Source organism: Gammaproteobacteria bacterium (assembly GCA_009838035.1).
Taxonomy (GTDB): Bacteria; Pseudomonadota; Gammaproteobacteria; order Steroidobacterales; family Foliamicaceae; genus Foliamicus.
The window spans coordinates 63,688-87,446 of the sequence record VXSK01000005.1 but is presented as its reverse complement, the minus strand read 5'-3'; the positions used below and the strand labels follow the sequence as shown (position 1 = coordinate 87,446).

Here is a 23,759-nt window from a genome sequence, read left to right as displayed (position 1 = left end):
ACTCGCATTACGCAGACGATTTGCCGGTTTCCTTTCTCTAAGTGGCAACCGATTCTGTAGCTCGTAGCGGCGCAAGGGTTGCGCCGCATATTTCAAACCATACAAGGAGGTAATCATGAGAGTACTACTCGACCAGGAATGCACCGCCGTTGCCGGCGGAAGCCAAGCCGAATGTGAAAGAAACGTGGAATTGGCCGGCATTGCCACTGGAGCAGTCATTGGCGGGGTAGCCGGAGGTATGGCGTTCGGCATTGGCGCCGTTCCCGGCACCCTTGCGGGCGCTGGCGTCGGCTCGCTTGTCGCGCAGGTTGCGGGGCCGCCTTTGTGCCGTTGGGACGAGAATCGGAGATCGGAAGATGACGACTCAGATGTCGAGGAGGGAAGCGCCTCCGGCAATCCTTTCCGCGCACCCTCCCATTCGCAGACCGGGGCGGCTGGCAATGTCTCGATGGACTCGGGGGCGCCGCTTCAACTCGTCGTCAGTACTTCGGATTTCTAGGCCTCTTTGCCGGAAGCCGAAACCAGGACAAGGAGGTTGATATGAGAGAGTTGACGCCGCGGGAAGTTCGCCTGGCGGCAGGCGGGAGACCGGAGGAATTTCGCACCCTCGTCAGGCACAAGATTCCGCGCTGGAACGAAACCCCCAATCACTGGGCGCTGTCGCCGGAGAGTCCGGCGGAAACACAGCCGGTGAGTCCGCAGGACACGGTGGCTCAGCAAACCTCCGAACCGGTTCCGTTGCACTGGCTGCCGTGCGACGAAGAATGGCCGGAAATGTTCTGACGCCGAACAGGCAGCAACCATAGAGGCCGGCCCGGTGGCCAACCATCCTCCAAGGCGTTCCGCCGACGACCCCGGTCTGTTCCGCGAGAACGCTTTGGCCAGCCGGCAGCATCGCTTCCTAGGAAAGGTGCTGTTGGCCGGGCCGGCCTCCACACCCTTTGCAGTCCTGATTGCATGCGCTTGCCTTGTGGCGCTGATCGCGCTGGCCTTCGTGATACAGGTGCCGAGCCGGCTGCATGCGCCCGGCGTGCTCCTGCCCGTAGGCGGCCTCACTACGATACCCGCCGAGCAAAGCGGCGTGATCGACGAGGTGCTGGTGAAGCCGGGCGACATCGTGGCGCCCGGCAGCACGCTGATGACGCTGGTCGTGGACCGCGCGCTTGCCGACGGAATCGGCAGCTATCAAACCCGGTCGTTATCGGCGGCGCATCAAAGGCGATTGCTGCTGGAGCGCAGGGAAAGGGAACGAAACGCCTTCGAGGCGAGAATGCGATCCATGCGGCTGGAGGAGACCGCGCTGAATTCCACGCTGGTATTGCTTCTGGCACGGGGGAAAAATGCGGCCCGCCAGGTTGAACTTGCAGACGCCGACTACAGGCGGCTCAAGGCACTCGCTTCTCAGGGACACGCGGCCAGCCGCGACGTGGAACCTGCGGAACTTCGGTGGTTGCAGGCCATGGCCCTGCTGGATCAACTCCGTTCCGCGCAGATTGAGACTGAGGCCGCCGCTGGCCGCATTTCCCAGGAAATCATTGCTGAATGCCAGTCCTTCCAGGCGCTGGATTTGAACCTGGAGATTGAATCGGAACGCCTGGCGGAACGAGCCGTGGAACTGGACGGGCTGTCGCGCCGGGCGGTCGTCGCGCCCATGCGCGGGCAACTGGCGGACGTGCTGGTGAGCGCCGGCAAGCCTGTCAACGTGGGCAGTGCGCTGGTCACCATGCATCCGCCCGGCGCGGAGATGGAAGCTCGGCTCTACCTCCCTTCAGCGGCTGCCGGACGAGCGGAGGCCGGTCAGGAGGCCGTGCTGAAACTCCCGGCCTTTCCGTCGAGGCAGTTCGGCGTATTGCGGGGCACCGTGACGGAAATGACGTCCAGCCCGCTTGAGGCAAACGCCATTCGCCTGGTCCCCAGTGTGCTCGCTCCCGCCTACGAGGCGCGCGTGAGTCTCCAGCAACAGCATATGCAGTCCAAGGGCCGCCGCTGGCCGCTACGCCCCGGGCTGGGTGTGGACGCCACCATTGTCGAGACGCGGCGCACCCTTATCCGCTGGCTGCTGGATCCGCTCATTCGCGGCGCCGGCGACACCTCAAAGGACATTGAGGAGCCTGCGCTTGCGAACCTTCAAGCAGACATTTGACATCGCTATCGGCCGCCCCAGGCGGCTGCGGCACATTCCCCAACACCAGCAGTCCGAGTGCGGGCTGGCCTGCCTGGCGATGATCGCCGATTTTCACGGACTGCGTCTGGACCTGACCGCAATTCGCGACCGGGCCGGGAGCGCAGGACGCGGACACACGCTGCAGACGCTGATGGAAGCGGCCGGGAAACTGGGCCTGAGTGGCCGCCCTCTCAGGCTGGAGCTTGAGGAGATTCGTCAACTCAAGGTTCCCTGCGTCCTGCACTGGGACCTGGACCACTACGTCGTGCTGGAAAAAGTGCGCAAGCAGCGGGCACTGATCCTGGATCCGGCAAGCGAACGTCGCTGGTGGCGTCTTGCGCAACTCGACGCGCACTTCACGGGCGTGGCGCTGGAAGTCACCCCGCGCGCGGATTTCAAGTCTGAGGATCTGCGGGGCGTGCTGCCGCTCAGGTCCATAGCCCGTTCATTCGACCGTCTCGCGCGCACGCTGGCGGGACTTACAATGATCGCTCTGACTTTGCAGGTGCTCAGTCTGGCGCCTCCCATACTGTCGCAAATTCTGATCGACGAGGTAACCACGTCTCAGGACTCCGAGCTGCTGCGCTCCATGCTGATCGCGATGGCGCTGCTGGCGGCAATAGCGATTCCGCTGCGGCTGCTCCAGGGCTGGATCGGAATCTGGCTATCGACCTCGATCTCGCTGCAGGCCTCCCGCAACCTCACGCGCCACCTGTTCAGCCTGCCGGTGCGCTTTTTCCGGGAACGGCATGTCGGCGACGTGGTTTCCCGCATGCAGTCGCAGTCGCCGATCATCCAGTTCGCGACGGGCTCGGTGGTCACGGGCATTATCGATTTGCTCAAGGTCGGCCTTACCGGCGTGGTGATGCTGATCTACAGCCCCGTTCTGATGATGATCAGCCTGGCCGGGCTGGCGCTTCGAACCGGTCTGGTGTGGAGCGTGCTTCCCGCGCAGAGGCGTTTGTCGCGGGACGGGCTGGTAGCGGGGGCCAGGCAAAGCTCGGCGCTGCTGGAATCGCTTCGCGGAAGCGAAACGGTCAAGGCGCTGGCCGGAGAAAGCGAACGCCTCACCGTTTGGCAAACGCACCTGGTGGACAAGCTGAACCTCGATGTGCGCAACGCGCGCATAAGCATGTACTCGGGGGCCGGGCTGAACGCGCTCGGAGAAGCCGAACAGATCGCGTTTCTGGGTGTGGGAGTGCTGGCACTGTTCAACGGTCAGATCACGCTGGGCGCGCTGTTTGCCTTCATGACCTTGCGGGGCCGATTCAGTGCGGCACTCGGCTCGCTCATCTCACTGTTCCAGCAGGCTTACATGCTGAGACTGCACGCCGAGCGGCTGGGGGACATCGTGGAGCACGAGGCCGAACCGGAGAACGGGCTGCCGGTTCGCCGGCTTGTCGGCGCGTTCGAGGCGCAAGGGATGGGCTTCGCCTACAGCAGCGGCGAGCAATTCGTCCTGCGCGGATTTTCCTGCCGCATTGAACCTGGTCAACTGGTCGTGCTGACGGGACCGTCCGGCAGCGGAAAGAGCACCCTGCTCAAGCTCCTGGCGGGACTGGAAACGACTACGGAAGGACGGCTTCTGGCCGACGGAACGGACGTGGGACGCCTGCATCTGCGCGACTATCGCCGACAACTTGGCCTGGTGCTGCAGGGCGACGTTCTGTTCCGGGGCAGTATTGCCGAGAACATCAGCTTCTTCGACCCGGCGCCAAACACGGAACTGATTGGCGAAGTCGCGCGTCTGGCGGCCGTGGACGAGGAAATCCGACAGTTCCCGATGGGCATGGCCAGCCAGATCGGCGATATGGGCTCGAACCTCTCGGGCGGGCAGGTGCAGAGGATCCTGCTGGCCCGGGCCCTTTACCGGCGCCCGCGCGCGATGATCCTGGACGAAGCGACCAGCCACCTCGATCCCGCTACCGAGGAGCGGGTCGTGGGTACGCTCCGCGATCTCGGAATCACGGTGGTATGCGCCGCGCACCGCCCGGCCATCCTGCGATACGCCGACCAGGTGATCGAACTGTCCGCATTCGCTCCCGGGGCGCGGCCCTACAATGCGGCGGATGATCGCGCCGCAACTGCTGGCATGGTGGGATAAGCACGGAAGAAAGCATCTTCCCTGGCAGAAGCACCGCACCCCCTACCGCATCTGGGTGTCGGAAATCATGCTTCAGCAGACCCGCGTGGAAACCGTGATGCCGTACTTCGAGCGTTTCATGGCCTCCTTCCCGGACGTGCAGGCGCTGGCCGCTGCGGATGATGACGATGTTCTGGCGATCTGGGCGGGACTGGGCTATTACAAGCGCGCGCACAACCTTTTGAAGGCTGCGCGGGTCGTGGTTGCGCAACACGGGGGCGACGTCCCCCGCGATTTCGACTCGCTCGTGGCGCTGCCCGGCATAGGCCGCTCCACGGCCGGCGCCATTCTTGCGCTGGCGCACGGGCAGCGCAGGGCCATCCTGGACGGCAACGCGCGGCGCGTTCTGGCCCGCGTGCACGCCGTGGAGGACTGGCCAGGCAAGGCCGCGGTCAGCAGGGCGCTATGGAACCTGGCCGAGACCAATACACCGTCGGAAAGGGTGCGCGACTACACGCAGGCGATCATGGATCTGGGCGCCACGGTTTGCCTCAGGCGCAACCCCCGCTGCGACGCGTGTCCGCTTGCCGAATACTGCCGCGCAAGGAAGCACGGCCTGACTGCCGAAATCCCGGCGTCCAAACCCAAGGCGAACCGCCCGCTCAAACGCAGGTCCATGCTCGTGGTGCAGCGACCGGACGGCGCCGTGCTGCTGTACCGGCGGCCCCCAGTGGGCATCTGGGCCGGGTTGTGGAGCCTGCCCACTCTTCAGGAGGAGGAAAGCGCCCCGGACTGGTGCAGCAGAGTTCTCGGATGCTCACCGCAAAGCCAAGCCGAACTCACGCCGGTCCGGCACAGCTTCAGTCACTTCGAACTGGAGATTCAGCCGATCCATCTGACCGTGAGCACGCCGCCCGCCGAGATCATGGAAGGCGATCAATGGCGCTGGCATGACGGCGCGCAAGCCCTCGGGATGCCGGCGCCCATTCGCCGCCTGGTGGAATCGATGGAAGTCGAGGCGACCGGTTCGCGTTGACGCGCCGGCGCGCCTTTTGCACAATCCTCGTTGATGACCCGAACCGTACAGTGCGTGCTCCTGGGCACGGAAGCCGAAGGATTGCCGCGTCCGCCCTACCCGGGAGAGCTGGGGCAACGCATCTTCGAGAACGTCTCGCAACAGGCATGGCGGCAGTGGTTGTCCCACCAGACCATGCTGATCAACGAGTATCGCCTCACCCCGATCGAGCCCGCCGCACGAAAGTTCCTGGAGGAGCAAATGGAGTCCTTCTTTTTCGGCGGAGGATCCAGCAAACCGGAAGGATATCGGCCACCGTCGGAATAACTCCGCAGCGCCTCGCGCGGGACATTCGCAAACGCGGGCGCGACGCTATAATCCGCGCACTTTCCCAAGGCCAGGTAGCTCAGTTGGTAGAGCAGCGGACTGAAAATCCGCGTGTCGGCAGTTCGATTCTGCCCCTGGCCACCAGGCTTCAGTTTCCCTAGCGGAACCAGCGGCTGCCGGGATATCGCTGCGCAAGCGGGCGGTCGATTCCCAGCCACAGGCCGGACGGCCACCAGAGGAACATAGCGACGACAATGAAGAACGGAATCAGCGACGCGTCGTAGTATCCGCCCACCGCAAAGCCGCAAAGGATGAAGAGGCTCACGCCCGCGGCGATGCGCGTTGTCACTCCCAGAAGCAGCCCGATGGCCGAATAGAGCTCGCCGAGAGTGATCACCCACGCCACCAGCACATACAGCGGGATGGCGAAATTCTGCAGAAACAGGGACGCGAACGCATCGGGCGGCATCTCCGTCAAACGGTGCAGAAAGACGTCTCTCAGGTAATCGCTGGTCAGCCAGTCGTTCTCGATCTTGTTTAAGCCCGCAATCAGCCAGAAGAGGGCAAACGGGGTTCGCAACAGCAGCAGATGGACCAGGATGCCGGCGAACCGCACCGGGTGGGCTTTTATCCACGTCCACTCCCAGATCCGCCGGAACTCGCGGACGGCCAGTTTCACCGCTCGGCCTCCGGCGCGCTGGCCTCGATACTCTCCAGCGCATCCCACAGGGGGAGGCGCGAGCAAAAACCGAGACCGGCATCCGTATCCGCGCCGATCCAGGCACGGGTAACGCGGTCGATGTTGCGATCGCCGAACTCAAGCACGCCGGGATCGAGCACAAGGCGGGCCTCGACAATCTCCCTGGCGGACCACGATCCTCCCGTTACGCGATACACATGCGCCGGCCGCTTGTGCCCGCGGGCCGCAAGCACATCCTGCCGGATGTTGGAAACAAACCACTCCCAAATGGTTCCGACCTGGGCCCAGAAAGTGCGCTTCTGTATGTGGTACAGCGTGAAATCTCCCTCGGGCGGCACGAAGTCTTCCCGCGGGAGACTCTCACCCGCCTGACACAGGACGACAACTTCGCACATCGTGCAGACTTCGCCGAAGGGGCCATAGAGGAAATAGTCGCGGTAGGCATCATCCGTGACCTGGGCCCGCGCGGGAACGGCCAGGACCAGGCTTGCGAGCAGGGCCAGCCCGGCGCAGGCTCGCCATGTATTTCCAGCGCCAATTCCAATCATCAGGCTGCTTGCCTCCCGCGCGCCGTGAATTTATCACAGGCCGCGCTGGCGATGCGTGCATGTCATTGACAGCCGCGGGCGAGCGGCAAGACAATAAATGTCCTGGCGCATTGGGGCGTAGCCAAGTGGTAAGGCAACGGGTTTTGATCCCGTGAATCGCAGGTTCGAATCCTGCCGCCCCAGCCAACCCGGGGTCAGTCACGGCGAGATTCTTCATGGCGGAACAACGTAGCGTAGAGCTTCCACGAATCACGATTCTTTCCGGCAACGCCACGCCATCGCTGGCCGAAGCGATAGCGAAGGCGCTGGGCGTGCGCCTTGGCCGGGCGCAGGTGCAGCGCTTCAGCGACGGCGAGATCAGCGTGGAGGTGCTGGACAACATCCGTGGGCGGGACGTCTTTATCGTGCAGTCCACCTGTCCGCCGGTCAACGACAACCTCATGGAGCTGATCCTGCTCGCGGACGCCTGCCGGCGCGCGTCCGCCTACAGGATCACGGCCGTCGTGCCGTACTTCGGCTATTCCCGGCAGGACCGCCGCTCCAGGGCCACGCGGGCGCCGATCTCGGCAAAGGCGGTCGCGGAAATGGTCTGCGCCGCCGGCATCGACCACCTGGTGACGGTGGACCTCCACGCGGACCAGATCCAGGGCTTCTTCTCGATCGCGGTGGACAACGTCTACGCCTCCCCGGTGCTGCTGGCCGACGCCTGGAAGCGGCTGGAAGAGGACGTGGTCGTGGTGTCCCCGGACGTCGGCGGCGTGGTGCGCGCGCGGGCGTTGGCGCGCCGGCTGGACAATACCGACCTGGCCATCATCGACAAGCGCAGGCCCAAGCCCAACGTTGCCGAAGCCATGAACATCATCGGCGAGGTCAGGGGCAAGGTGTGCGTGCTGATCGACGACATGATCGATACCGCCGGCACCCTCTGTCAGGCGGCCGGCAGCCTGCTGGACGAAGGGGCGAAGGAAGTGGTCGCCTATATCACCCACCCGGTCCTCAGCGGAAAGGCGCTGGAGCGGATCAACGGTTCGGACCTGACCGAACTCGTAGTCACCGACACCATCCCGCTAACCGAGGAAGCCGCCGCCTCCGGCAAGATACGCCAGCTCAGCGTCGCGGAATTACTGGCCGAAACCATGCGCAGAATCAGCCTGGATGAATCGGTCAGTTCCCTGTACCTGGACTAGGCCCACTCGACCGGTCCACGGCCGCTGGTCGAACGCCGGCTTACGCGCATGCTGCTGACGCGATCCGAACGCATGCTGGTCTTCGTGCTGGCGCTCATCACGATGAGCGGGCCCATGTCGCTGACCATTCTGTTCCCGGCCCTTCCGGTGCTCGAAGTCGAGTTCGGGGTTTCCCGCGCCATGGTCCAGGTCACCACTTCCCTGGCCACCTTCCTGATCGCTCCGGGGGTGCTCATCTACGGCCCGCTGGCCGACCGCTTTGGGCGGCGTCCGCCGCTGCTCGCCGCCCTGCTGCTGATGGGGGCGGGAAGCGTGATCTGCATGTTGGCCCCGAACATCGAAACCCTGATCGCGGGCCGCTGCATGCAGGGCCTGGGCGCGGCCGGCTGCCTCACGCTGGCGCGGGTCATGCTGAAGGACGCCTTCGGCCAGAAACGGCTGCCCCGGATGCTGGCCATCCTGACCATGGCGATGATGATCGGGCCCATGGTGGCGCCGGCCCTGAGCGGCTACATGACCGACACCCTGGGCTGGCGGAGCATTTTCGTGTTCCTGACCGTCTTCTTCATCCTGCTGATCGGCCTGTTCTGGCGGATCGAGGAAACGCACGGCGCGCGCCCGGGCGGGGGCAGGCGGGCCTTCCGCACCCTGCTCGCAAACCCGCGTTTTCTACGCTACTCCTTCGCCACCGGCATGATTGTGGGCGCCTACTACTGCTTCGGCGCCGGGGCGCCGCACGTCATAGAGACTATGCTCGGACACAGCGCCTCCACCTACGGCGTCTGGACCATGGCGCTCAGCTCCTTCTACTTCCTGGGCACGATGAGTTCCATCTGGCTCGGGCCGCGGCTGGGCGTGAACGGCTCGATGATGCTGGGCATGACGATCACCACCGTCACGACCTTCCTGCTGCTCGCATTGCTTTATGTCTTCGGCGCCAGCCTGACCGTACTGTTCATCGGCATGGCGCCATGGGCGTTCGGCTCCGGCGTCTTCATGCCCAATTCGCAGGCTGGTTCGCTGACCAGCGCCGGCCGGCACGCCGGCACCGCTTCCGCGATCACCGCGGCCCTGCAGCACGCATTCGGCGCCCTGGGTATGCAGCTCGTGGGATCGGTCCTTACCGATTCGGCCTATCCCATGGTCTATTGCGTGCTGGGTTTCTCCGTGCTGACGCTGGGCTGCGTGGCCATCCGCGCCGGCAGCCTCAGGCGCGCCGTGCGCCGCGCCGGCGCCTAGCCTTCGCCAGCTGAAGCCCTTCGTTCGTCCCCCTCCTCGCAGGAGCGTTGGAGCAGGGACTGCGAGAATCGAGCCAGGATGGCGCCTCCAGCGAGGAGGGGGACGAACGAAGGGCGAGGAAGCAGGAAGGGCGGGTCAGCCTCGGATCAGGTCCTCCAGCTTCGGGGCGCCTTCGCCGCGGTCCATACGCCCGCTGGTGAACCTGCGGATGTACTCCTTGTAGGCGCGCATCGCCTGCCAGCCGAACAGCCACATGATCGGCATGTTCACGACCAGCATCAATCCCGTACCAAGCGTGGTGACGGTATCGAGTTCGGCGTCCGTGCGCAGCCATCCCAGCGTGGCGACCAGCGCCAGCAGGCAGTAGCAGATCTTGTAGACCATGATTCCGACCTTGCGCGCGCCCAAGAACCAAACCGCCTGCTCGGCGTAGTAGCTCCAGGAAATGATGGTGGAGAAGGCGAACAGCCACACGGCCAGGCTGACCAGCCACTTGCCGAGGCCGGGAACAGCCGAATCCAGCGCCTGGGCGGTCATGGTCGCGCCCTCATAGGACACGTATACCCCGACGTCCCTCAATACCGGCGCCACCTTGCTGTCGATGGACTGCCATCGGATCGTCGCCTCCCCGTCGCCGGCAAGCACGATCTCGCCCGACAACTTGTGGAGGTTGTTGTCGGTGTCCGGGCGGAAATCCGCTACCGCCACCATGAACACCGACTCGCCGCCTGACCAATCGCCACCGGCACGCTCCGGGGCCGCCGTTTCCGCAATCGTCCAGGAACCGGCCGTCTCGGCCGCGACCACGTCAGGCGCAACGGGGAATTCGGCTTCCGGACCGCGCTTCCATTGCCCGGTGCTCAGGATCACCAACGCGGTCAGCGTGCACACGACCAGCGTGTCGATGAACGGCTCAAGCGCGGCAACGATGCCTTCGCGCACCGGCTCGTCGGTGCGCGCCGCCGAGTGCGCGATCGGCGAGGAACCCTGGCCGGCCTCGCTCGAGAACAGCGCGCGCTTCATCCCGAAGATGAACGCCGCGCCGGCCGTGCCGCCGATGAAGGCGCCGGTGCCTTCCAGCGACGAGAAGGCGCCGCGGAAGATCAGCGCGAACGATTCGGGAATCTGTTCGTAACTCAGCCCCAGCACCGTGATGCAGCCGAAGAAGTAGAGCACCACCATGAACGGCACCAGGCGCGAGGCAACCTGCCCGATGCGCTGGATGCCCCCGATGATCACCAGGCCCGCCGCGACCGCCAGCGCGAGACCGCACATCCAGGCCGGGACGCCGAAATAGCTCTCGGTCACGTCGCCGACGTTCCATGCCTGGAACAGGTTGCCCCCGGTTATCGCGGAAATGATCACTGAAATGCTGAAAATCACCGCGAACACTTTCCCGGCGGGACGCAGCTTCGGCCAGCGTGCGGGAACCCCCTGGTCCACTACCATCATGGGTCCACCATGGGGATTCCGCGGGTCGTCCGTATTGCGATACAACATGGTCAGCGTCACTTCGGTGAGCTTGACGGCCATGCCGCACAACCCCACGACCCACATCCAGAAAACGGCGCCCGGACCACCCAGGCTGATCGCCAGGGCCACGCCGCCGATATTGCCGAGGCCGACCGTGGCGGACAGGGCCGCGGACAGCGCCTGGAAATGGGAAATGGCGCCGGGGTCGTCCTTGTCGTCGTATTTTCCGCGCGTTATGGCCACTCCATGGGTCAGCGCGCGGTACTGGCAAAAGCCGCTCCAGATGGTAAACAGGACACCTGTTCCCAGTACCGCGTACAGCATCCAGTTGTGCCAGATCACGGCATTCAGGGCGTTGAAGAAGTTCATTACATCCACGGCAGTCACTCCCCTTCTTTCGCCGGGATGATATACGAGTGCAAGCGCCGGGGAATCCGGCCGCTACAACTGGACATCCGCGCCTCACGGCGCATTTGCATAGGACCGTGTAAGCGTCAAGCCGGACGGCGGAACGTCCTGCTTATCGATCGGACTGAGACTGCTACTCCGCCGCCGGCGGGTCGTCGAACATCGGCCGGCCCCATTCGGAGCTCAGCGGCTCGTAGTTCTCGGGGCCGATTTCCAGCGAAGACACGTCCATGATGTGGGTCTTGATTCCCGCCATGAAGCCTCCTGCCTTGGCCCGCGCCCACGCCAGGAGTTTTCCGTTCGGGGCCATGCCGGGCAAGCCGTCGAATCCCGGAAAGGTGGTCAGACGCACGGGTTCGCCACCGGCCAGATCGCCGAGGAATATGTCCCAGTTACCCAGCGGGCCGGCGTCCTGTTCCGTAACGCGCACGAAAACGTAATGGCGTCCGTCCGGCGCCGGGTTGGGCGCCCAGTTCATGTCCCCGTCGAAGGTGTAGCCGCGCCAGTTGGAACCGTCGATGTTGATCGTCATGACGATCATGGGCGTGGGCCTGATCCTCTTGTAATCCGAGTCGCGCCAGGAGCGGAACATCAGGTGCTCGCCGTCGGGCATGAAATACGGAGAGCCTTCCTGCCAGTCGTCGGTGTCCGTGATGCGCTGCTCGTCGGTACCGTCAGGGCGTATGCGCCACAGGTCCTGCCGGCCGTCGATGTTGCGGCCGAAAGCGATCCACTCGCCGGTGGGCGATACGACCACTTCCGCTTCGTACCACTCGTTGTGGGTCAGCCGGCGGCGGTCGCTGCCGTCGACATTCGCAATATAGAGTTCGCCGCCCGTGGGATACTCGTCCTCATCCGACCAGTTTCCGACCGGCAGATGCAGGTTGTCCCGGGTGGATGTGAAAATCACCCGCTGCTGATCGGGAAAGAAGTACGAGCAGGCGTCCTGATCCTTGTCGTTGATGCGGGTAATCTCGGTGCCTTCGATCGTGTAGGTGTAGGTCAGGTTGCCGTGTCTTCCGGTTGCGCCCTGTACCGCGTCGGGATCGCGGGTCTGGGCGATCAGGTGATAACTGTCCGGCGCGAAGTAGGCCTCGGCCGATACCGGGATGTTCGGTATCTCGTAATACGGGAGCATCTCGTCGGTCTGCCACTCGATGCTGTCCGGAGTCGCCGCCTCGGCGGGCGCCGCTCCGGCCGGTTGGGCCATGAGGGCCGGCGAAAGCCCATACGCGGCAAAGGCGAGAACTACCGCAATTGGAAGGGTCCCGAAAACGGAACGGGAGTTGGAACGGATTTGTTGGCGATGCATGACTGCGCCTCCCCCAGGTTGTAGCGCCGAGCGCCTAGTGTAAAGAAAAATTCGAAAGCCCGGGCGGGCGGGCGACCGAAGCGGGGACGCGGGGCATCTCCTTTACGGGAGATACCCACGGGTGAAACATGAAAACCGGGGCCCTTAGGGCGCGGTTATCGCCGAACTCAGCTGCTTCAGCGCCTGGTTTTCGATCTGCCGGATTCGTTCGGCGGACACACCGTAGCGGCCGGCCAATTCGTGCAGCGTGGTCTTCTTCTCGACCAGCCGGCGGGAAGTGATGATGTCCCGCGAACGCTCGTCAAGACCCGCGAGCGCTTCCGCCAACTGTTCGCTTGCCCGCTCCATGGCATCGGCCTCTTCCAACTCGGCCGCCGGATCCAGGTCGGAACTCGGCAGATACTGCGACGGCGAATACGTCTGCTCTTCGCTGTCGGACGTCGGCGGATCGAAGGTGATGTCCTGACCGGCCAGGCGCATTTCCATCTCCGCCACTTCCTCGGGCTTGACCCCGAGATACTCGGCCACGGCCTCCTGCTCGTCGGGCGACATCCAGCCCAGCCTCTTCTTGAGCTTGCGCAGGTTGAAGAACAGCTTGCGTTGGGCCTTGGTGGTGGCCACTTTGACCAGGCGCCAGTTGCGCAGGATGAACTCGTGAATCTCGGCCCGAATCCAGTGGACGGCGAATGTCACCAGGCGAACGCCGACTTCGGGATCGAAACGCTTGACTGCCTTCATCAGGCCCACGTTGCCTTCCTGGATCAGGTCGGCCATCGGCAGCCCGTAACCCTGGTAACGACTGGCGATGTGCACGACGAACCTCAGGTGCGCCAGGACCAGTTGCCGGGCGGCGTCCAGGTCGCCGTCCTCGCGTAGCCGGGTCGCAAGTTCCCGCTCTTCCTCCTGGCTGAGCGAGGGGACCGATCCAACCGCCTGAATGTACGCATCCAGGCTGCCCAGCGGGCCCGCCAGGATCAGGTCGCGGTTGGTCGCGGCAATTGCGGTGTTCATCGAATCATTGGCCATTGCGCAATGGATTTTATCATTTTCTGGGGGCGGACCCTGCGTTTTTCAAGCGTGCGCATGGGAGAGAAGGCGTCCTGCCCTCTCTCCCGGGGTTTCTCCGGCGTTAGAAGCGGTAGTTCAGGCGTATGCCGATCTGCCGCGGATCCGGCAGATAGCCATACACGGTTGAGGCGATTCGCGGCGCGGGCAGAATCGTGAACGGAGCTCCGAGTCCCGTCGTGTCCACCAGGATGGCGAACCGCCAGTCGCTGACCGGCATGCCGGGGCCGCCGCCGGCCCATGTGATCGTGTCGTCGTCGAATAAGTTGTTCACGTAAACCGCGAATTCCCACTCATCCGTCGCCAGGCCGAAATTCATGTTGGCGCGCATATACGACTTGAGGATCTTCTTGTTGAAGTCCTCCATGAATCGTTCGCTCTGGTAGAGGGCGCTGAAGGACGCGAAGGTGTCCCATCCCTGCCGAATCCTGGACGGCCCCTGATACGAGAGCGTGAACTGCCAGGCGTGATCCGGCGTGCGCTCCAGGTCGAAGCCGCTGCGATCCACCTCGCAGACGGCGCGACCGCCGGCCATGACCAGGTTGCAGTTGCCGATGCGGGCTGGATCCGCCGAACTCGTGGTAAGAACCTTGTAATCGGTGAACTCCCCGTTCAGCCAGGTATAACCGCCCGAGAGCCTCCAGTTGTCGGTAATCAGCCAGTTCACATCCAGTTCCAGGCCGTGTATTTCGGCCCCGCTGGCATTGCTGATCACGGTGCCCAATTGGCCGCGAACCACTCTCTGGATGCTGATCTGCTTGTCGGTGAAGTCCTGGAAGAAATAGGCGCCGTTAAAGCGTAAACGTCCGTCCAGCATCGTGCGCTTCATGCCCACTTCCCAGACCTGCATTTCCTCGGGCTCGAACTCGATCTCGTCGGGCTCGCCGTTACCGTTGGCGTCCGCCCCGAATCCGCCGAATCCCAGCGTGCTGAATCCGCCCGGCTTCTTGGCGATGGCCCAGGAGAAGTACCACATCGTGTCGTCCGACTGGTCCCATTGCAAACCCACCTTGGGCGTGACGTAGCTGTCGCTGCGGCTGAAGGACAGTGGCGTGGAGAAGTTTCCGGGAGTGCCGAAACCATTGGGCGGATAGGCGCCCCAGGACACGCCCGGAATGCAGTTGCCGGAACTTCCGCAGGCCTGCAGCGACCCCGTGCCCTCCGCGCGGCGTGCCGCCGGGTTGTAGGTATTGGGTGCGGTCACGTCCGTCGTTTCGTCGGTCCAGCGCGCTTCAGCGCGAAGCGAAAGCGTCTCCGTCACATCGAAATCGAATGCCAGGTAAGCGGAACGATGGTCCGTATCACGCAGTACCGAGGTCACCCCCGTCTGGTCATAGACCTGCTGGGCGATCAATGCAGCGGGATAACTACTGTATTTGCAGGTATTCCGGGCGGGGTTGGGTGGAATTCCGAATCGCGGATTCCCGCCAAACGTGTCGATCGTGAACGCGGGAGCGAACGGACTGGGCTTGATGCGAAGCAGGCTGCAGTAGGTGCCGCCGGTGATAAGCGTGTTGTTGCGTTCGTTCTGCTCCACGTCCTCCTGCCACAACTGCGCGCCCACGGCGAAGTTGAATCGACCTTCAAACTCCGATATGTAGCGCAACTCCTGGCTCAGGAGCGAGGTGTTTGTGCTGATATTGGAGTGTTGACTGGCGATGCTTATGTCCATTCCGTTCGGTCCGGCTTCGGCTATCTTGTCAAGATCCATCGAGTCGGTCGCATCCGCATCCGCCACTCCGGTGAGCGCACTCAGCGTGCCTGGTCCCACGGACCAGTCGGCAACCAGCGAAAACCGAAGCACTTCGCGCGTCGATCCGGGAAAATCGTCATTGCCGATGCCCCTGCGATAATCCGGAGTCAGTGTGACTTCCAGTTCATCGCCATCGGGGATTTCGCCAATTACGCCGGGATGATCCATGTCATCGAACACCGCGGGATCGTTGGGATCCGCCGCCCGGGTGCGCAACAGGTGGTCCTGGATGATTTTCGCAGGCCCGTCGCAATCGTCGTCGTTCACGTATCCCCCGTTGCACCGGGATGCCGCGGCCGGCACGCGGTTGATGCCGTTGAAGGGAATGTTGGCCTGCGGCGCCACCTCGAACTCGTCGTCGGAGTATTCCACGCGCATCTTGTAGCTGGATGAGTCGTTGGGTTCGAACTTCAATGTGGCGGCGATGCCCATTCCATTGCCGCCGCCGATGTCGTTGCCGGTAATCGAGTTCTGGTGGAAGCCGCCCTCCTCCCAGTACAGCGCGTTCAGACGGTATCCGGCCCTTTCCCCCATCGGCCCCGAAAGGCTGCCCTTGAACGTGTAATAGCCTTCCTCCGCCCCGTCGAGGCCGAACTCGCCTTCCGTTTCATCCGACGGGTCGCGCGTTACGTACTGCACCGCGCCGGCGAAAGCGCTTCGACCGTAGAGGGCGCTTTGCGGGCCCTTCACGACTTCGACGCGCTCGATGTCCAGCATGCGCGGATTGATCAGGTTGGTGCCCCCGGCCACACCGATCGTTTCACTGGAAATATCGATGCCGTCAATCAGAGTGGCGGCGTTCGGGCGCCCTCGCGTAGGCGCCAGGCCGCGAATGACCAGCCGCGTATCGGCAGCGGAAAAACCCCTGTCGAACTGCAGGCTGGAATCGTGGTGGGCGATCTCGTTCAACTCCTTGACGCCGGCGCGCTCCATGTCTTCGCGGCTCAATGCATTCACCGCGATCGGAATGTCCTGGAGGTTCTCCTCCTTCTTCCGCGTGGTGACGACAATTTCCTCGAAGGCCGTATCGACCTGCGCCGCCGCGGGCAGCGCCATCAGCGCTCCCGTTGCAATCGCGATGGAAAGTGAAAGAATTCGGCTACAAGTTGCTTTCATGCCAACCCCCCCTTAAAAGGTTGTGCGAGGCTCCCCCGACCCCGGGCAAGTTGAATCTGCCCGACGTAAGGTTACCCGAATTCATCCGCTATTTCATCCAACCCTCCAGATACTCAGGCCATTTCCGGTCGATTTCGTCCAGCAGGTCCGGGCATTTCTCCTCCAGCAGCACGCGCGATACGGGTGGCCAGACGTCAGGTCCGCCCTCGCCGGGAAGTTGTTGCGTAGCGTCGATGATAATCTTGCTCGTGATCCCCGTGGTTTGCATGCTGGGATCGGGCATGCGCATCTGCGTTTGCGGTATTACGACGCTGGCGCTGGGCTGCCAGCGCGCGCCCAGCACATGCAGGATGTTGAGCGGCTTGAGAATGTTCACGTCCTTGTCGACGACAATGACCACCTTGTTGAGGCCGGGGTTGGCGGCCACCGCCTGCCCGGCCGCCATGCCCTCCCCCGGAAACTTCTTGTCGATACTGACGAGGCTGACGCCGTTAGCGCCGCGCGGCGTGTAGATCGCTTTCAGTCCGGGAATCAGTTTCCTGTAGCGGTGGTATTCGGCCGCGCATGAAGGACCCTTGGGCATGTCGGCCGCAACGCCGGTAAAGGAATTGAAGAACATCGGATTGCGGCGGTGCGTGACGGCCGTAATGTTGACAAAGAAATTGTTCCGCTTCATCAGGCCCAGATAGCCGTACATTTCCCCGTACGGGCCTTCGTCCTCCGCCTGGTCCAGCGGCACCTCGCCTTCGATGATCATCTCGGCGTGGGCCGGCACCATGATGTCGTTGGTCTCGCTCCTGACGAGTTCGATGGGCTTGCCGATCAGCCCGCCTGCGATTTCAATTTCGCTTTCGCCGAAACCGGCCATCTTGGTGCTGCTCACGGACCAGACGGCGGGATCCACGGCAACCGCGATGGACACCCGGCATGCGCGGTCTCCGCGCCGCTTCATGCCCATGAGCAGCCTCCAGCCATCCTGACCGGGTTCCGGGTTCAATCCGATCCTGTTCTTTCCCTTGACCTGGCAGCGATAGGTGCCGACGTTCGCCCCCAGCCGCCTGTCGTGCATGAATACGGCCCCCGTATTGATGTAACGGGCGGCATCGGCCGGATTGTTCTTGAGCCAGGGAAACCTGAGCAGATCGATATCGTCTCCCTTCAGTCGAACTTCCTTGCAAGGAGCATTGGACGGTTCGACATGAACGGGCTTTATCTTCATCCAGTTCCCGGCCTGATCGATGCGCGTCATCAGCTTGTCGCGTGTCGCCCGGTACATCTGCTCGTCGTTGTCGCTGATGTCTTCGACACCGAACGGCAAGGCCTCGATGTCCCAGTTGCCGTAGAGATTGGCGACAACCGGGCCGTCGCGCCACTCTCCGTCGATTTTCATGCGCTCGATCAACAGGGCGGGCGCGTCTTCATATCCGTACTTGTCGATCAGGCGATACATGACGCCGGTGGCCTCATACTTGTCTTGATCGATCACCTTGAGGCGCATCAGCTTGCCCCGAGCCTCGATGGCGTGGACAAAATCGCGCAGCGAGTCGTAAGGACCTGTTCGTAGAGAATTATTCTCCTGATCGCGGGCAACTGGCATAAGCTTGTGTCCTGTGGATTCCACGCCATTTTAGAAGGACGAGGTTCCAGGAGTGCTTAGAACCGCAATTTGTACCGTGCTGGCTTCCGCGGCTTGCGGCGTCTTCAACGCCGCAGTTGCACAGCCTGAAGGGGCGCCCCGGGTCGTCAACCTGCGCGAGCTGAATATGGCCGAGGCGCCGCCCGATCTTGTTGCCAGGCTGTACCAGCGGGAATGCGCCGTCTGCCACGGGGAGGCCTTGCAGGGAGCGCCCCAGGGGACGGCGCTCAGGGGAGCCGAATTGCTTCATGGCGATTCGATAGACGAAATTGCCGGGAGCACCGCGAGAGGATTTCCGGATCGGGGCATGCCCGGGTTTTCTGCGACGCTCAGTGATCAGCAGATCCGGGCTTTGGCCCTCTACATTTCCGAGCAGCGCCAGGGCACCAATCTGGAGGATTTCCGCTACAACGCCCCGCTGGAAATACCGGCAGGCACCATTGAAAGCGAACACCACGACTTCGTTGTCGAAACGGTGATCGACGGGCTTGATCCTCTGCCGTTCTCCATTGAACCATTGCCCGACGGCGGTCTGCTGCTTACGGAAAAGCGCCGGGGCCTGAGCATCGTCAGCGCTGAAGGGGAGCAATCCGACCTGATCCGGGGGGCGCCCAAAGCCTGGGACGACTCCTTCAACTTTGTCGGCCAGCCGATGGGCCTGGGGTGGATGATGGAAGTGGCCCTGCATCCCGACTACGCGAACAACGGCTGGGTTTATCTCCACTACGGCGACCGGTGCTCCGGCTGCAACGACCTCAGCCGGCAATCGGGGCAGGACGTGTCGATGAACAAACTGGTGCGCGGGCGCATTCGGGACGGGGCCTGGGTGGACGAAGAGGTGCTCTGGCAGGCGGACCACGCACACTACACGCTGATGCCGGAAATCGCCGCGGGCGGCCGTATCGCTTTCGACGGCGATGGTTACGTGTACTTCGGCGTGGGCATCAAGGGTCCGATGGAACACATCGGCATACAGGACCTGAGCACGCCCTACGGCAAGATCATGCGCCTGCATGACGACGGCCGCGTGCCGGCGGCCAATCCCTATGTCGGCACGCCCGACGCCGAACCGGCGATCTGGACCTATGGCCACCGCAATCCTCAGGGCCTGGAGTTCAATCACGACAGCAACGAACTGTGGAGCACCGAGATGGGTCCGCGCGGGGGCGATGAGATCAATCTCATCGAACCCGGGCTTAATTACGGTTGGCCGCTGTTCTCTCTCGGGGTCAACTACACCGGCACGCCGGTCGCCTGGGGCAGAGTGCTCGGCATTGAATTCGACGTTGCCGACATCCGGCAGCCTTTGATTGACTTTACGCCCGCGCCTGCCCTGTCAAGCTTTGTGTTTTATCGGGGCGACATGTTTCCCGAATGGAACGGCGACCTCATTGTCGGTACCTTGCGGGCTTCCGACCTGTTGCGCATGCGAGTGACGGACCATCAACTGGTGCATCAGGAAACGCTGCTGGAAGACGTGGTGCGGTTTCGCGATATCGAGGTGGGAGCGGCCGGGGAGATTTATCTCCTGTTGGAACACGACAGCGGCGGACAAATCATCAAGCTCGTATCAACCTCGGTCAGGTCTTGATCCAGCCGTATTGGGTGTTGCTGGGCTGACCGCCTTCGTGGCCGTACCAGTTCTTCAGTTGCGATAGCCCGTCGGCGGGAAGAGCCTTGCGCGCTTCGTCGGGATCGATGCCGTACAGGCGCGCGGCGTTCAGTCCCAGGATCTTGTCCTTGTCGGCGTCCGTCAGATCGGGATAACCGAACTCCTCCTGCAGCTCCTCGGGCATCCTGAAGCGGCGGAAGGCCTCGATCTGCCATTGCGGCGATCCCCACCAGATGGCGTCCGTGCCCCAGATCACGTGATCGGCGCCGTACGCCTTGAGGATCTGCCCCAGGAAATGCGCGCACACGTTGGGATGGGTAATGACCGTGTGGCCGAAGGTGGTGCCGAGTTCCATGTATACGTTGGTCATGTCGGGGTTGGCTTCGCGCATGCGCACCAGGTCGGTGGTCCAGGGCAGGTAGCCGCCTTCCTGTATGTAGCCGTCGCCGGGCGGCAGTTCGTAATTCGCCGCCTTGAAGCCGGAGTGATAGATGATGAAGTTGATGTCGGGGTGGTCGCGGGCCGCCTTTTCGATGTCGCGCGGATGGTTGTGCTCCAGGCTGCTGCCCGGCAGCGGCAGGCCCTTGTGCACGCAAACCAGATCCATGCCGTAGCCGAGAATCTTCTCGTAGAAGGGATACATCAACTCCTCGTCGTCCATCCAGAACGGGAACTCGCCCTTGCGCTCCACCACGCCGGGATAGAACTTCCAGGAATCCACCTTCAGTTCCAGCGCCATGCGCTCGGTCTCTTCGAGGAAATTCGGGAAGAACGGCGCCGTCAGCCCGTGCGCCAGCAGCCGCTGCGATCCGGCCATCGCGTTGATCCGCTCGCGGCCCTCCACCATCTCGTCCGAGTTGAGCACGTTGAAGAGGTTGGAGGCCACACCGCTGATGACCGCCACCTGTGTATCGCTGTCGAAGAACACTTCCTTTATGAAGTTGCGGAACTGCAGGTCGCCCTTCTGCGGCTCCACCCCGGCCAGCTCCTTGTTGAACGGCGCCGAGAGCTTGCGGAAAAACAGCGGCTCCACCCCATCGGTGCGCACGTGATGCGTCTGCACGTCGAAAACGAATGAACTCTTGGGCCAAAGCTCGGGGTACGCCTCCAGATCGTAGGTTTCCGACGCGTGCACGCGGAACCAGGGACCGAACACTTCGTTCATCGCCATGAAGGCCATCGCCATTCCGCAGCTTCCTGCCAGAAACTCGCGGCGCGAAAGTCCCAGGGTCTTGCTGCGTTGCGCGGACCATTCCTTCAGCAGCAATTCCACCTTGCGCTGTTCGGGCGTCTGCGACGTCGGAAAATATTCCTCATTGGAGATGATCTGCGTCGGAATGGGCAGGCGGCCGTCCTGCGGCCGGTCGAGGCGGTTTTTCTTTATCCACATAGGCGGAACATTCCTCCCAAGGACCACTGCGCGGATTGTGCTCCGCAGCATAGCAGAGCGGTGGTTTATCATTCGCCGCTGTTCTGAGGAGGGGGAGCATACCCATGACGAGAAAACACTGGCTGCCGGGCCTGTTTCTGGTGCTGATGAGTGCCGCGGTTGGTGACGACGAACCGGTGGGTGCCTGTACTTATGTCCAGGAAAACATGTTCGCGGGTCCGTTCGACGTTTGCCAGGCGCCGGTAACGGAAGCCGCCTGCACGGAACTGGGCCAGACGGACGACAACCATGACGCAAGCTTCGCCGAGGGCGCCGAGTGCAACGCCGAGCGCGAGACGGTGGGGATCTGCGATCTGGGAGATTCGAAGCAACACTATTACACCGGAGACGCCTTCGCGCTGGAAATCGGCTGCGGTTTCCAGGGCGGTGAATGGATCGCCTCCGAAGGGGACGAAGCGGAAGAATAGCCCCGGCCCGCACCCGCCGGAGCCGGCTTAAGCCCTTCCTTTGCCCGCCTCCTCGTGGGAGCGTTGAAGCAGGGACAGCGAGAATCGAGCCAGGATGGCGTCTCCTACGAGGAGGCGGGCAAAGGAAGGGCGGGATCGAAGCTCCGCCAAGGCGCCGGCTACTTCGGGAGGGACACTCCCCAGCGCCATTCCAGACCGGCATACAAGGACCGTGGCCGTCCCGGGAAATAGCGTTCTCCGCTGAAGACCGTGTAGTCGGCTCTGTCCGCGTATGCGCGACCGGTGACGTTCAGCAGGCGCAGGTAGGCGATGACGCTGGGCCCCAGCGCCGCGCGCGCGCGCAGATTCAGGATTTCATGGCTCGGGTAGCGATGGAGGTTTTCGGGCTCCATGAAGTAGCCTGAAGTCCAGAGCCACTCCAGCTCCACCTGCCAGTCTGACTCGTCCCGCCAGCGAATGCGCGTCCCGCCGAACCAGCGAGGAGCCGTGTCCACGTCGAGGCCGTTCAGATTGACGCCTCCAAGCAGGTAATCCTTGTCGTAACGGTGCCGGGCAACGCTGCCGACAAGTTCCACCGTCAGCCCGGATATCGCTTGCCAGGAAACGTCGATCTCGAACCCGTCGTGGCGGGTGCCGCCGCCCGCGCGGTTGAACAGCTCCGCATCCCGGAACAGGACGTTCCGCTTGCGCATGTGATACAGCGCCACCTGCGCGGCAAAGGCTTCGCGGCGGAAGGACGCGCCCAGTTCCGCCGCCCGAAGCTGTTCTGGACGTAAGTCGGCCGTGGCCTGTGCACCCTGCAGACGGTACAGCTCGGTGGCCTGCGGCATGCGAAAGCCGTGCGAGAGACTGAGCCAGGCGCGTGCGCTGACTGACGGACTCCAGATGATGCTTGCCTTGGGCGAGACCGTCCCGAAGCTGTCGGCGCGATTGGCCGGGCGACTGTAGCGGCACCCACCGAAGCCGCAGGGCGTCAGGTCGTCGCGCGTGCGCCCCGCGGGCAGCATGGTGCGGTAGTCGTAGCGAGCACGTTCGTAACGCGCCCCGAAGCTCGCGATCCATCGGCCACCAAGACGCAGGTCCAGATGCGCGAACGGCGCGAACCAGCCGGCGTCCACCTCGTAGTCGTAGTGATCGCCGGCTGGAAAGACGGCCCGCACGAACGCGCTGCCGGCGGCATCGCCCTCTTGCCACTGGTTCAGATCGCCCTGCGCGTACTCGAAATCCAACCCGGCAATGAGGCGCCCGGCCGGACCGTCGATATAGGCGGCCGTCTGCAGGCCGGCGCCGGAATGGCCGTTGCGCTCGAACGGGTCGCCGGGCAGGAAGTGCATCCGAAAGCGCATGCGCGAGTAGCGCAGGTACGGCGTCAGGACCAGCGACCAGGCTTCATTACGGCGATACTCAAGGCGTGCCCAGGCACGCAGATTGAGCGCCTTGCGAAAGGCTTCGGGGTCCGGATTGGAGCGGGCGGTTCGCGGGTCGCGATAGCTTTCGAGTCCGGTGATGTATCCGGCGGTGTCCTGGTCCAGCCCGCTCATGGCCACGGCGCCGGTCCAGACCCAGGTTCGCCTGCTCCCCGAACGGAACGCATTGAGCTTGAACTGCCGGTAGCCGGAATCGTCGCGAAAACCGCCGTCGCGCACTACCGTCAACCTGAGGCCGCTGTCCGACGCGCCGAACCGGTTCAGCCGGAACCGGGCCAGACCGTACGACCCCAACTCAAGGCCGGCAAGCGAAGACCCTGCGCTGCGCGCGGTAATGACGTTCACGACACCGTGCAGCGCGTTGCCTCCATACACGGCCGTGCCCGGCCCACGCAGCACCTCTATGCGCGAAGCCGCCTCGTGATGGGCGAAGAAAAGTTCGTTGATATTGCAGAAGCCCGGCGACGTGAGCGGAATGCCGTCCTCGGCCGTCAGCAGCGCGCCGCAGGCGCCGGCGCCGGTGAGCACCGGCGAACGCAGCGCCGGCAGGTACTCCTGTCCGTTGCCCCGCTGCAGGTTCACGCCGGGCACCCGCGCCAGCGCCTCCTGCACGTGCGTCTGTCCGGGCAGTCCGCCGAGGCGCTCAAGGTCCAGCACGCTGAGGCTGCGTCCCACGCTCTGTGCATCGCTGGGACGCCGCTGCGCGGTCACCACGATTTCCTCGACATCGGCGCTGGCGCCGTTGCTGTCCTGGGCATGGACGGCAGGCAGCAGCAGGCATTGGGCAAGCGCAAGCAGCCATGGCAGGGCGTACTGCCGATACCGGCGCATCACGGC

General features: G+C 63.5%; 17 protein-coding genes and 2 tRNA genes. 10 read left to right on the top strand and 9 right to left on the bottom strand.

Going from position 1 to position 23,759, the window contains the following annotated elements; translation table 11 throughout:
- Window positions 1-540 precede the first annotated feature (540 nt).
- From F4Y72_06010 to F4Y72_05985, 6 genes are all read left to right on the top strand, one after another.
- Window positions 541-783, top strand: a complete 243-nt coding sequence (locus F4Y72_06010; protein ID MXZ27842.1) for a hypothetical protein — start codon at window positions 541-543, stop codon at window positions 781-783.
- Window positions 784-817: 34 nt separating this feature from the next.
- Window positions 818-2,143: an HlyD family efflux transporter periplasmic adaptor subunit gene (locus tag F4Y72_06005; GenBank protein ID MXZ27841.1), complete on the top strand. Its 1,326-nt coding sequence runs from the start codon at window positions 818-820 to the stop codon at window positions 2,141-2,143.
- Window positions 2,118-4,268 carry a peptidase domain-containing ABC transporter gene (locus F4Y72_06000; protein MXZ27840.1) on the top strand — a complete coding sequence of 717 codons (2,151 nt, stop codon included), beginning with the start codon at window positions 2,118-2,120 and terminating at the stop codon, window positions 4,266-4,268. The genes F4Y72_06005 and F4Y72_06000 overlap by 26 nt, the downstream gene beginning before the upstream one ends.
- Window positions 4,225-5,283 carry an A/G-specific adenine glycosylase gene (mutY, locus tag F4Y72_05995; GenBank protein ID MXZ27839.1) on the top strand — a complete coding sequence of 353 codons (1,059 nt, stop codon included), beginning with the start codon at window positions 4,225-4,227 and terminating at the stop codon, window positions 5,281-5,283. The genes F4Y72_06000 and mutY overlap by 44 nt, the downstream gene beginning before the upstream one ends.
- A gap of 33 nt (window positions 5,284-5,316) precedes the next feature.
- The gene (locus tag F4Y72_05990; protein MXZ27838.1) at window positions 5,317-5,589 is read left to right on the top strand and encodes an oxidative damage protection protein; all 273 of its coding nucleotides are present in this window, start codon (window positions 5,317-5,319) and stop codon (window positions 5,587-5,589) included.
- Between the two features lie 68 nt (window positions 5,590-5,657).
- Window positions 5,658-5,733, top strand: a tRNA-Phe gene (locus F4Y72_05985).
- Window positions 5,734-5,746: 13 nt separating this feature from the next.
- Here F4Y72_05985 and F4Y72_05980 read toward each other — a convergent pair.
- Window positions 5,747-6,370 carry a DoxX family membrane protein gene (locus tag F4Y72_05980; protein ID MXZ27837.1) on the bottom strand — a complete coding sequence of 208 codons (624 nt, stop codon included), beginning with the start codon at window positions 6,368-6,370 and terminating at the stop codon, window positions 5,747-5,749.
- On the bottom strand, window positions 6,265-6,837 hold the full coding sequence (locus tag F4Y72_05975; GenBank protein ID MXZ27836.1) for a hypothetical protein: 573 nt from the start codon (window positions 6,835-6,837) through the stop codon (window positions 6,265-6,267). The genes F4Y72_05980 and F4Y72_05975 overlap by 106 nt, the downstream gene beginning before the upstream one ends.
- Window positions 6,838-6,948: 111 nt before the next feature.
- On the opposite strand from F4Y72_05975, the gene F4Y72_05970 reads away from it, so the two are divergent.
- The 3 genes from F4Y72_05970 (at window position 6,949) to F4Y72_05960 (ending at window position 9,263) form a co-directional block, all read left to right on the top strand.
- Window positions 6,949-7,023 (top strand) — tRNA-Gln (locus tag F4Y72_05970).
- Between the two features lie 29 nt (window positions 7,024-7,052).
- Window positions 7,053-8,024 carry a ribose-phosphate pyrophosphokinase gene (locus tag F4Y72_05965; protein MXZ27835.1) on the top strand — a complete coding sequence of 324 codons (972 nt, stop codon included), beginning with the start codon at window positions 7,053-7,055 and terminating at the stop codon, window positions 8,022-8,024.
- Between the two features lie 48 nt (window positions 8,025-8,072).
- On the top strand, window positions 8,073-9,263 hold the full coding sequence (locus F4Y72_05960; protein ID MXZ27834.1) for a multidrug effflux MFS transporter: 1,191 nt from the start codon (window positions 8,073-8,075) through the stop codon (window positions 9,261-9,263).
- Between the two features lie 135 nt (window positions 9,264-9,398).
- Here the strand turns inward: F4Y72_05960 and F4Y72_05955 are convergent, their stop codons facing one another.
- The 5 genes from F4Y72_05955 to F4Y72_05935 form a co-directional block, all read right to left on the bottom strand.
- Window positions 9,399-11,123: a sodium:alanine symporter family protein gene (locus F4Y72_05955; protein ID MXZ27833.1), complete on the bottom strand. Its 1,725-nt coding sequence runs from the start codon at window positions 11,121-11,123 to the stop codon at window positions 9,399-9,401.
- Between the two features lie 154 nt (window positions 11,124-11,277).
- Window positions 11,278-12,456, bottom strand: coding sequence for a hypothetical protein (locus tag F4Y72_05950; protein ID MXZ27832.1), 1,179 nt, complete (start codon window positions 12,454-12,456; stop codon window positions 11,278-11,280).
- A 144-nt stretch (window positions 12,457-12,600) separates the two neighbouring features.
- Window positions 12,601-13,467 (bottom strand): RNA polymerase sigma factor RpoH, encoded by an 867-nt coding sequence (rpoH, locus tag F4Y72_05945; protein MXZ27831.1) that lies wholly within the window; start codon window positions 13,465-13,467, stop codon window positions 12,601-12,603.
- Window positions 13,468-13,585: 118 nt separating this feature from the next.
- Window positions 13,586-16,390, bottom strand: a complete 2,805-nt coding sequence (locus tag F4Y72_05940) for a TonB-dependent receptor (protein MXZ27830.1) — start codon at window positions 16,388-16,390, stop codon at window positions 13,586-13,588.
- Window positions 16,391-16,478: 88 nt separating this feature from the next.
- Window positions 16,479-17,987, bottom strand: coding sequence for a UbiD family decarboxylase (locus F4Y72_05935; protein MXZ27829.1), 1,509 nt, complete (start codon window positions 17,985-17,987; stop codon window positions 16,479-16,481).
- A 76-nt stretch (window positions 17,988-18,063) separates the two neighbouring features.
- On the opposite strand from F4Y72_05935, the gene F4Y72_05930 reads away from it, so the two are divergent.
- Window positions 18,064-19,617, top strand: coding sequence for a c-type cytochrome (locus tag F4Y72_05930; GenBank protein MXZ27828.1), 1,554 nt, complete (start codon window positions 18,064-18,066; stop codon window positions 19,615-19,617).
- On the opposite strand, the gene F4Y72_05925 is transcribed toward F4Y72_05930, so the two are convergent.
- Window positions 19,607-21,697, bottom strand: a complete 2,091-nt coding sequence (locus F4Y72_05925; protein MXZ27827.1) for an amidohydrolase family protein — start codon at window positions 21,695-21,697, stop codon at window positions 19,607-19,609. The two genes, F4Y72_05930 and F4Y72_05925, sit on opposite strands and share 11 nt — an antisense overlap.
- Window positions 21,654-23,753, bottom strand: coding sequence for a TonB-dependent receptor (locus F4Y72_05920; protein ID MXZ27826.1), 2,100 nt, complete (start codon window positions 23,751-23,753; stop codon window positions 21,654-21,656). Before F4Y72_05920 ends, F4Y72_05925 begins: the two co-directional genes overlap by 44 nt.
- Window positions 23,754-23,759: the final 6 nt, after the last annotated feature.

Bases quoted from the DNA above. Each gene is read 5' to 3' on its own strand.
- F4Y72_05940 (MXZ27830.1), bottom strand. From the start codon at position 16,390: ATGAAAGCAACTTGTAGCCGAATTCTTTCACTTTCCATCGCGATTGCA.
- F4Y72_05960 (MXZ27834.1), top strand. From the start codon at position 8,073: ATGCTGCTGACGCGATCCGAACGCATGCTGGTCTTCGTGCTGGCGCTC.
- F4Y72_06010 (MXZ27842.1), top strand. From the start codon at position 541: ATGAGAGAGTTGACGCCGCGGGAAGTTCGCCTGGCGGCAGGCGGGAGA.
- rpoH (MXZ27831.1), bottom strand. From the start codon at position 13,467: ATGAACACCGCAATTGCCGCGACCAACCGCGACCTGATCCTGGCGGGC.
- F4Y72_05965 (MXZ27835.1), top strand. From the start codon at position 7,053: ATGGCGGAACAACGTAGCGTAGAGCTTCCACGAATCACGATTCTTTCC.
- F4Y72_05935 (MXZ27829.1), bottom strand. From the start codon at position 17,987: ATGCCAGTTGCCCGCGATCAGGAGAATAATTCTCTACGAACAGGTCCT.
- F4Y72_05920 (MXZ27826.1), bottom strand. From the start codon at position 23,753: ATGCGCCGGTATCGGCAGTACGCCCTGCCATGGCTGCTTGCGCTTGCC.
- F4Y72_05975 (MXZ27836.1), bottom strand. From the start codon at position 6,837: ATGATTGGAATTGGCGCTGGAAATACATGGCGAGCCTGCGCCGGGCTG.
- F4Y72_05990 (MXZ27838.1), top strand. From the start codon at position 5,317: ATGACCCGAACCGTACAGTGCGTGCTCCTGGGCACGGAAGCCGAAGGA.
- F4Y72_05925 (MXZ27827.1), bottom strand. From the start codon at position 21,697: ATGCCGGTCTGGAATGGCGCTGGGGAGTGTCCCTCCCGAAGTAGCCGG.
- F4Y72_05950 (MXZ27832.1), bottom strand. From the start codon at position 12,456: ATGCATCGCCAACAAATCCGTTCCAACTCCCGTTCCGTTTTCGGGACC.
- mutY (MXZ27839.1), top strand. From the start codon at position 4,225: ATGCGGCGGATGATCGCGCCGCAACTGCTGGCATGGTGGGATAAGCAC.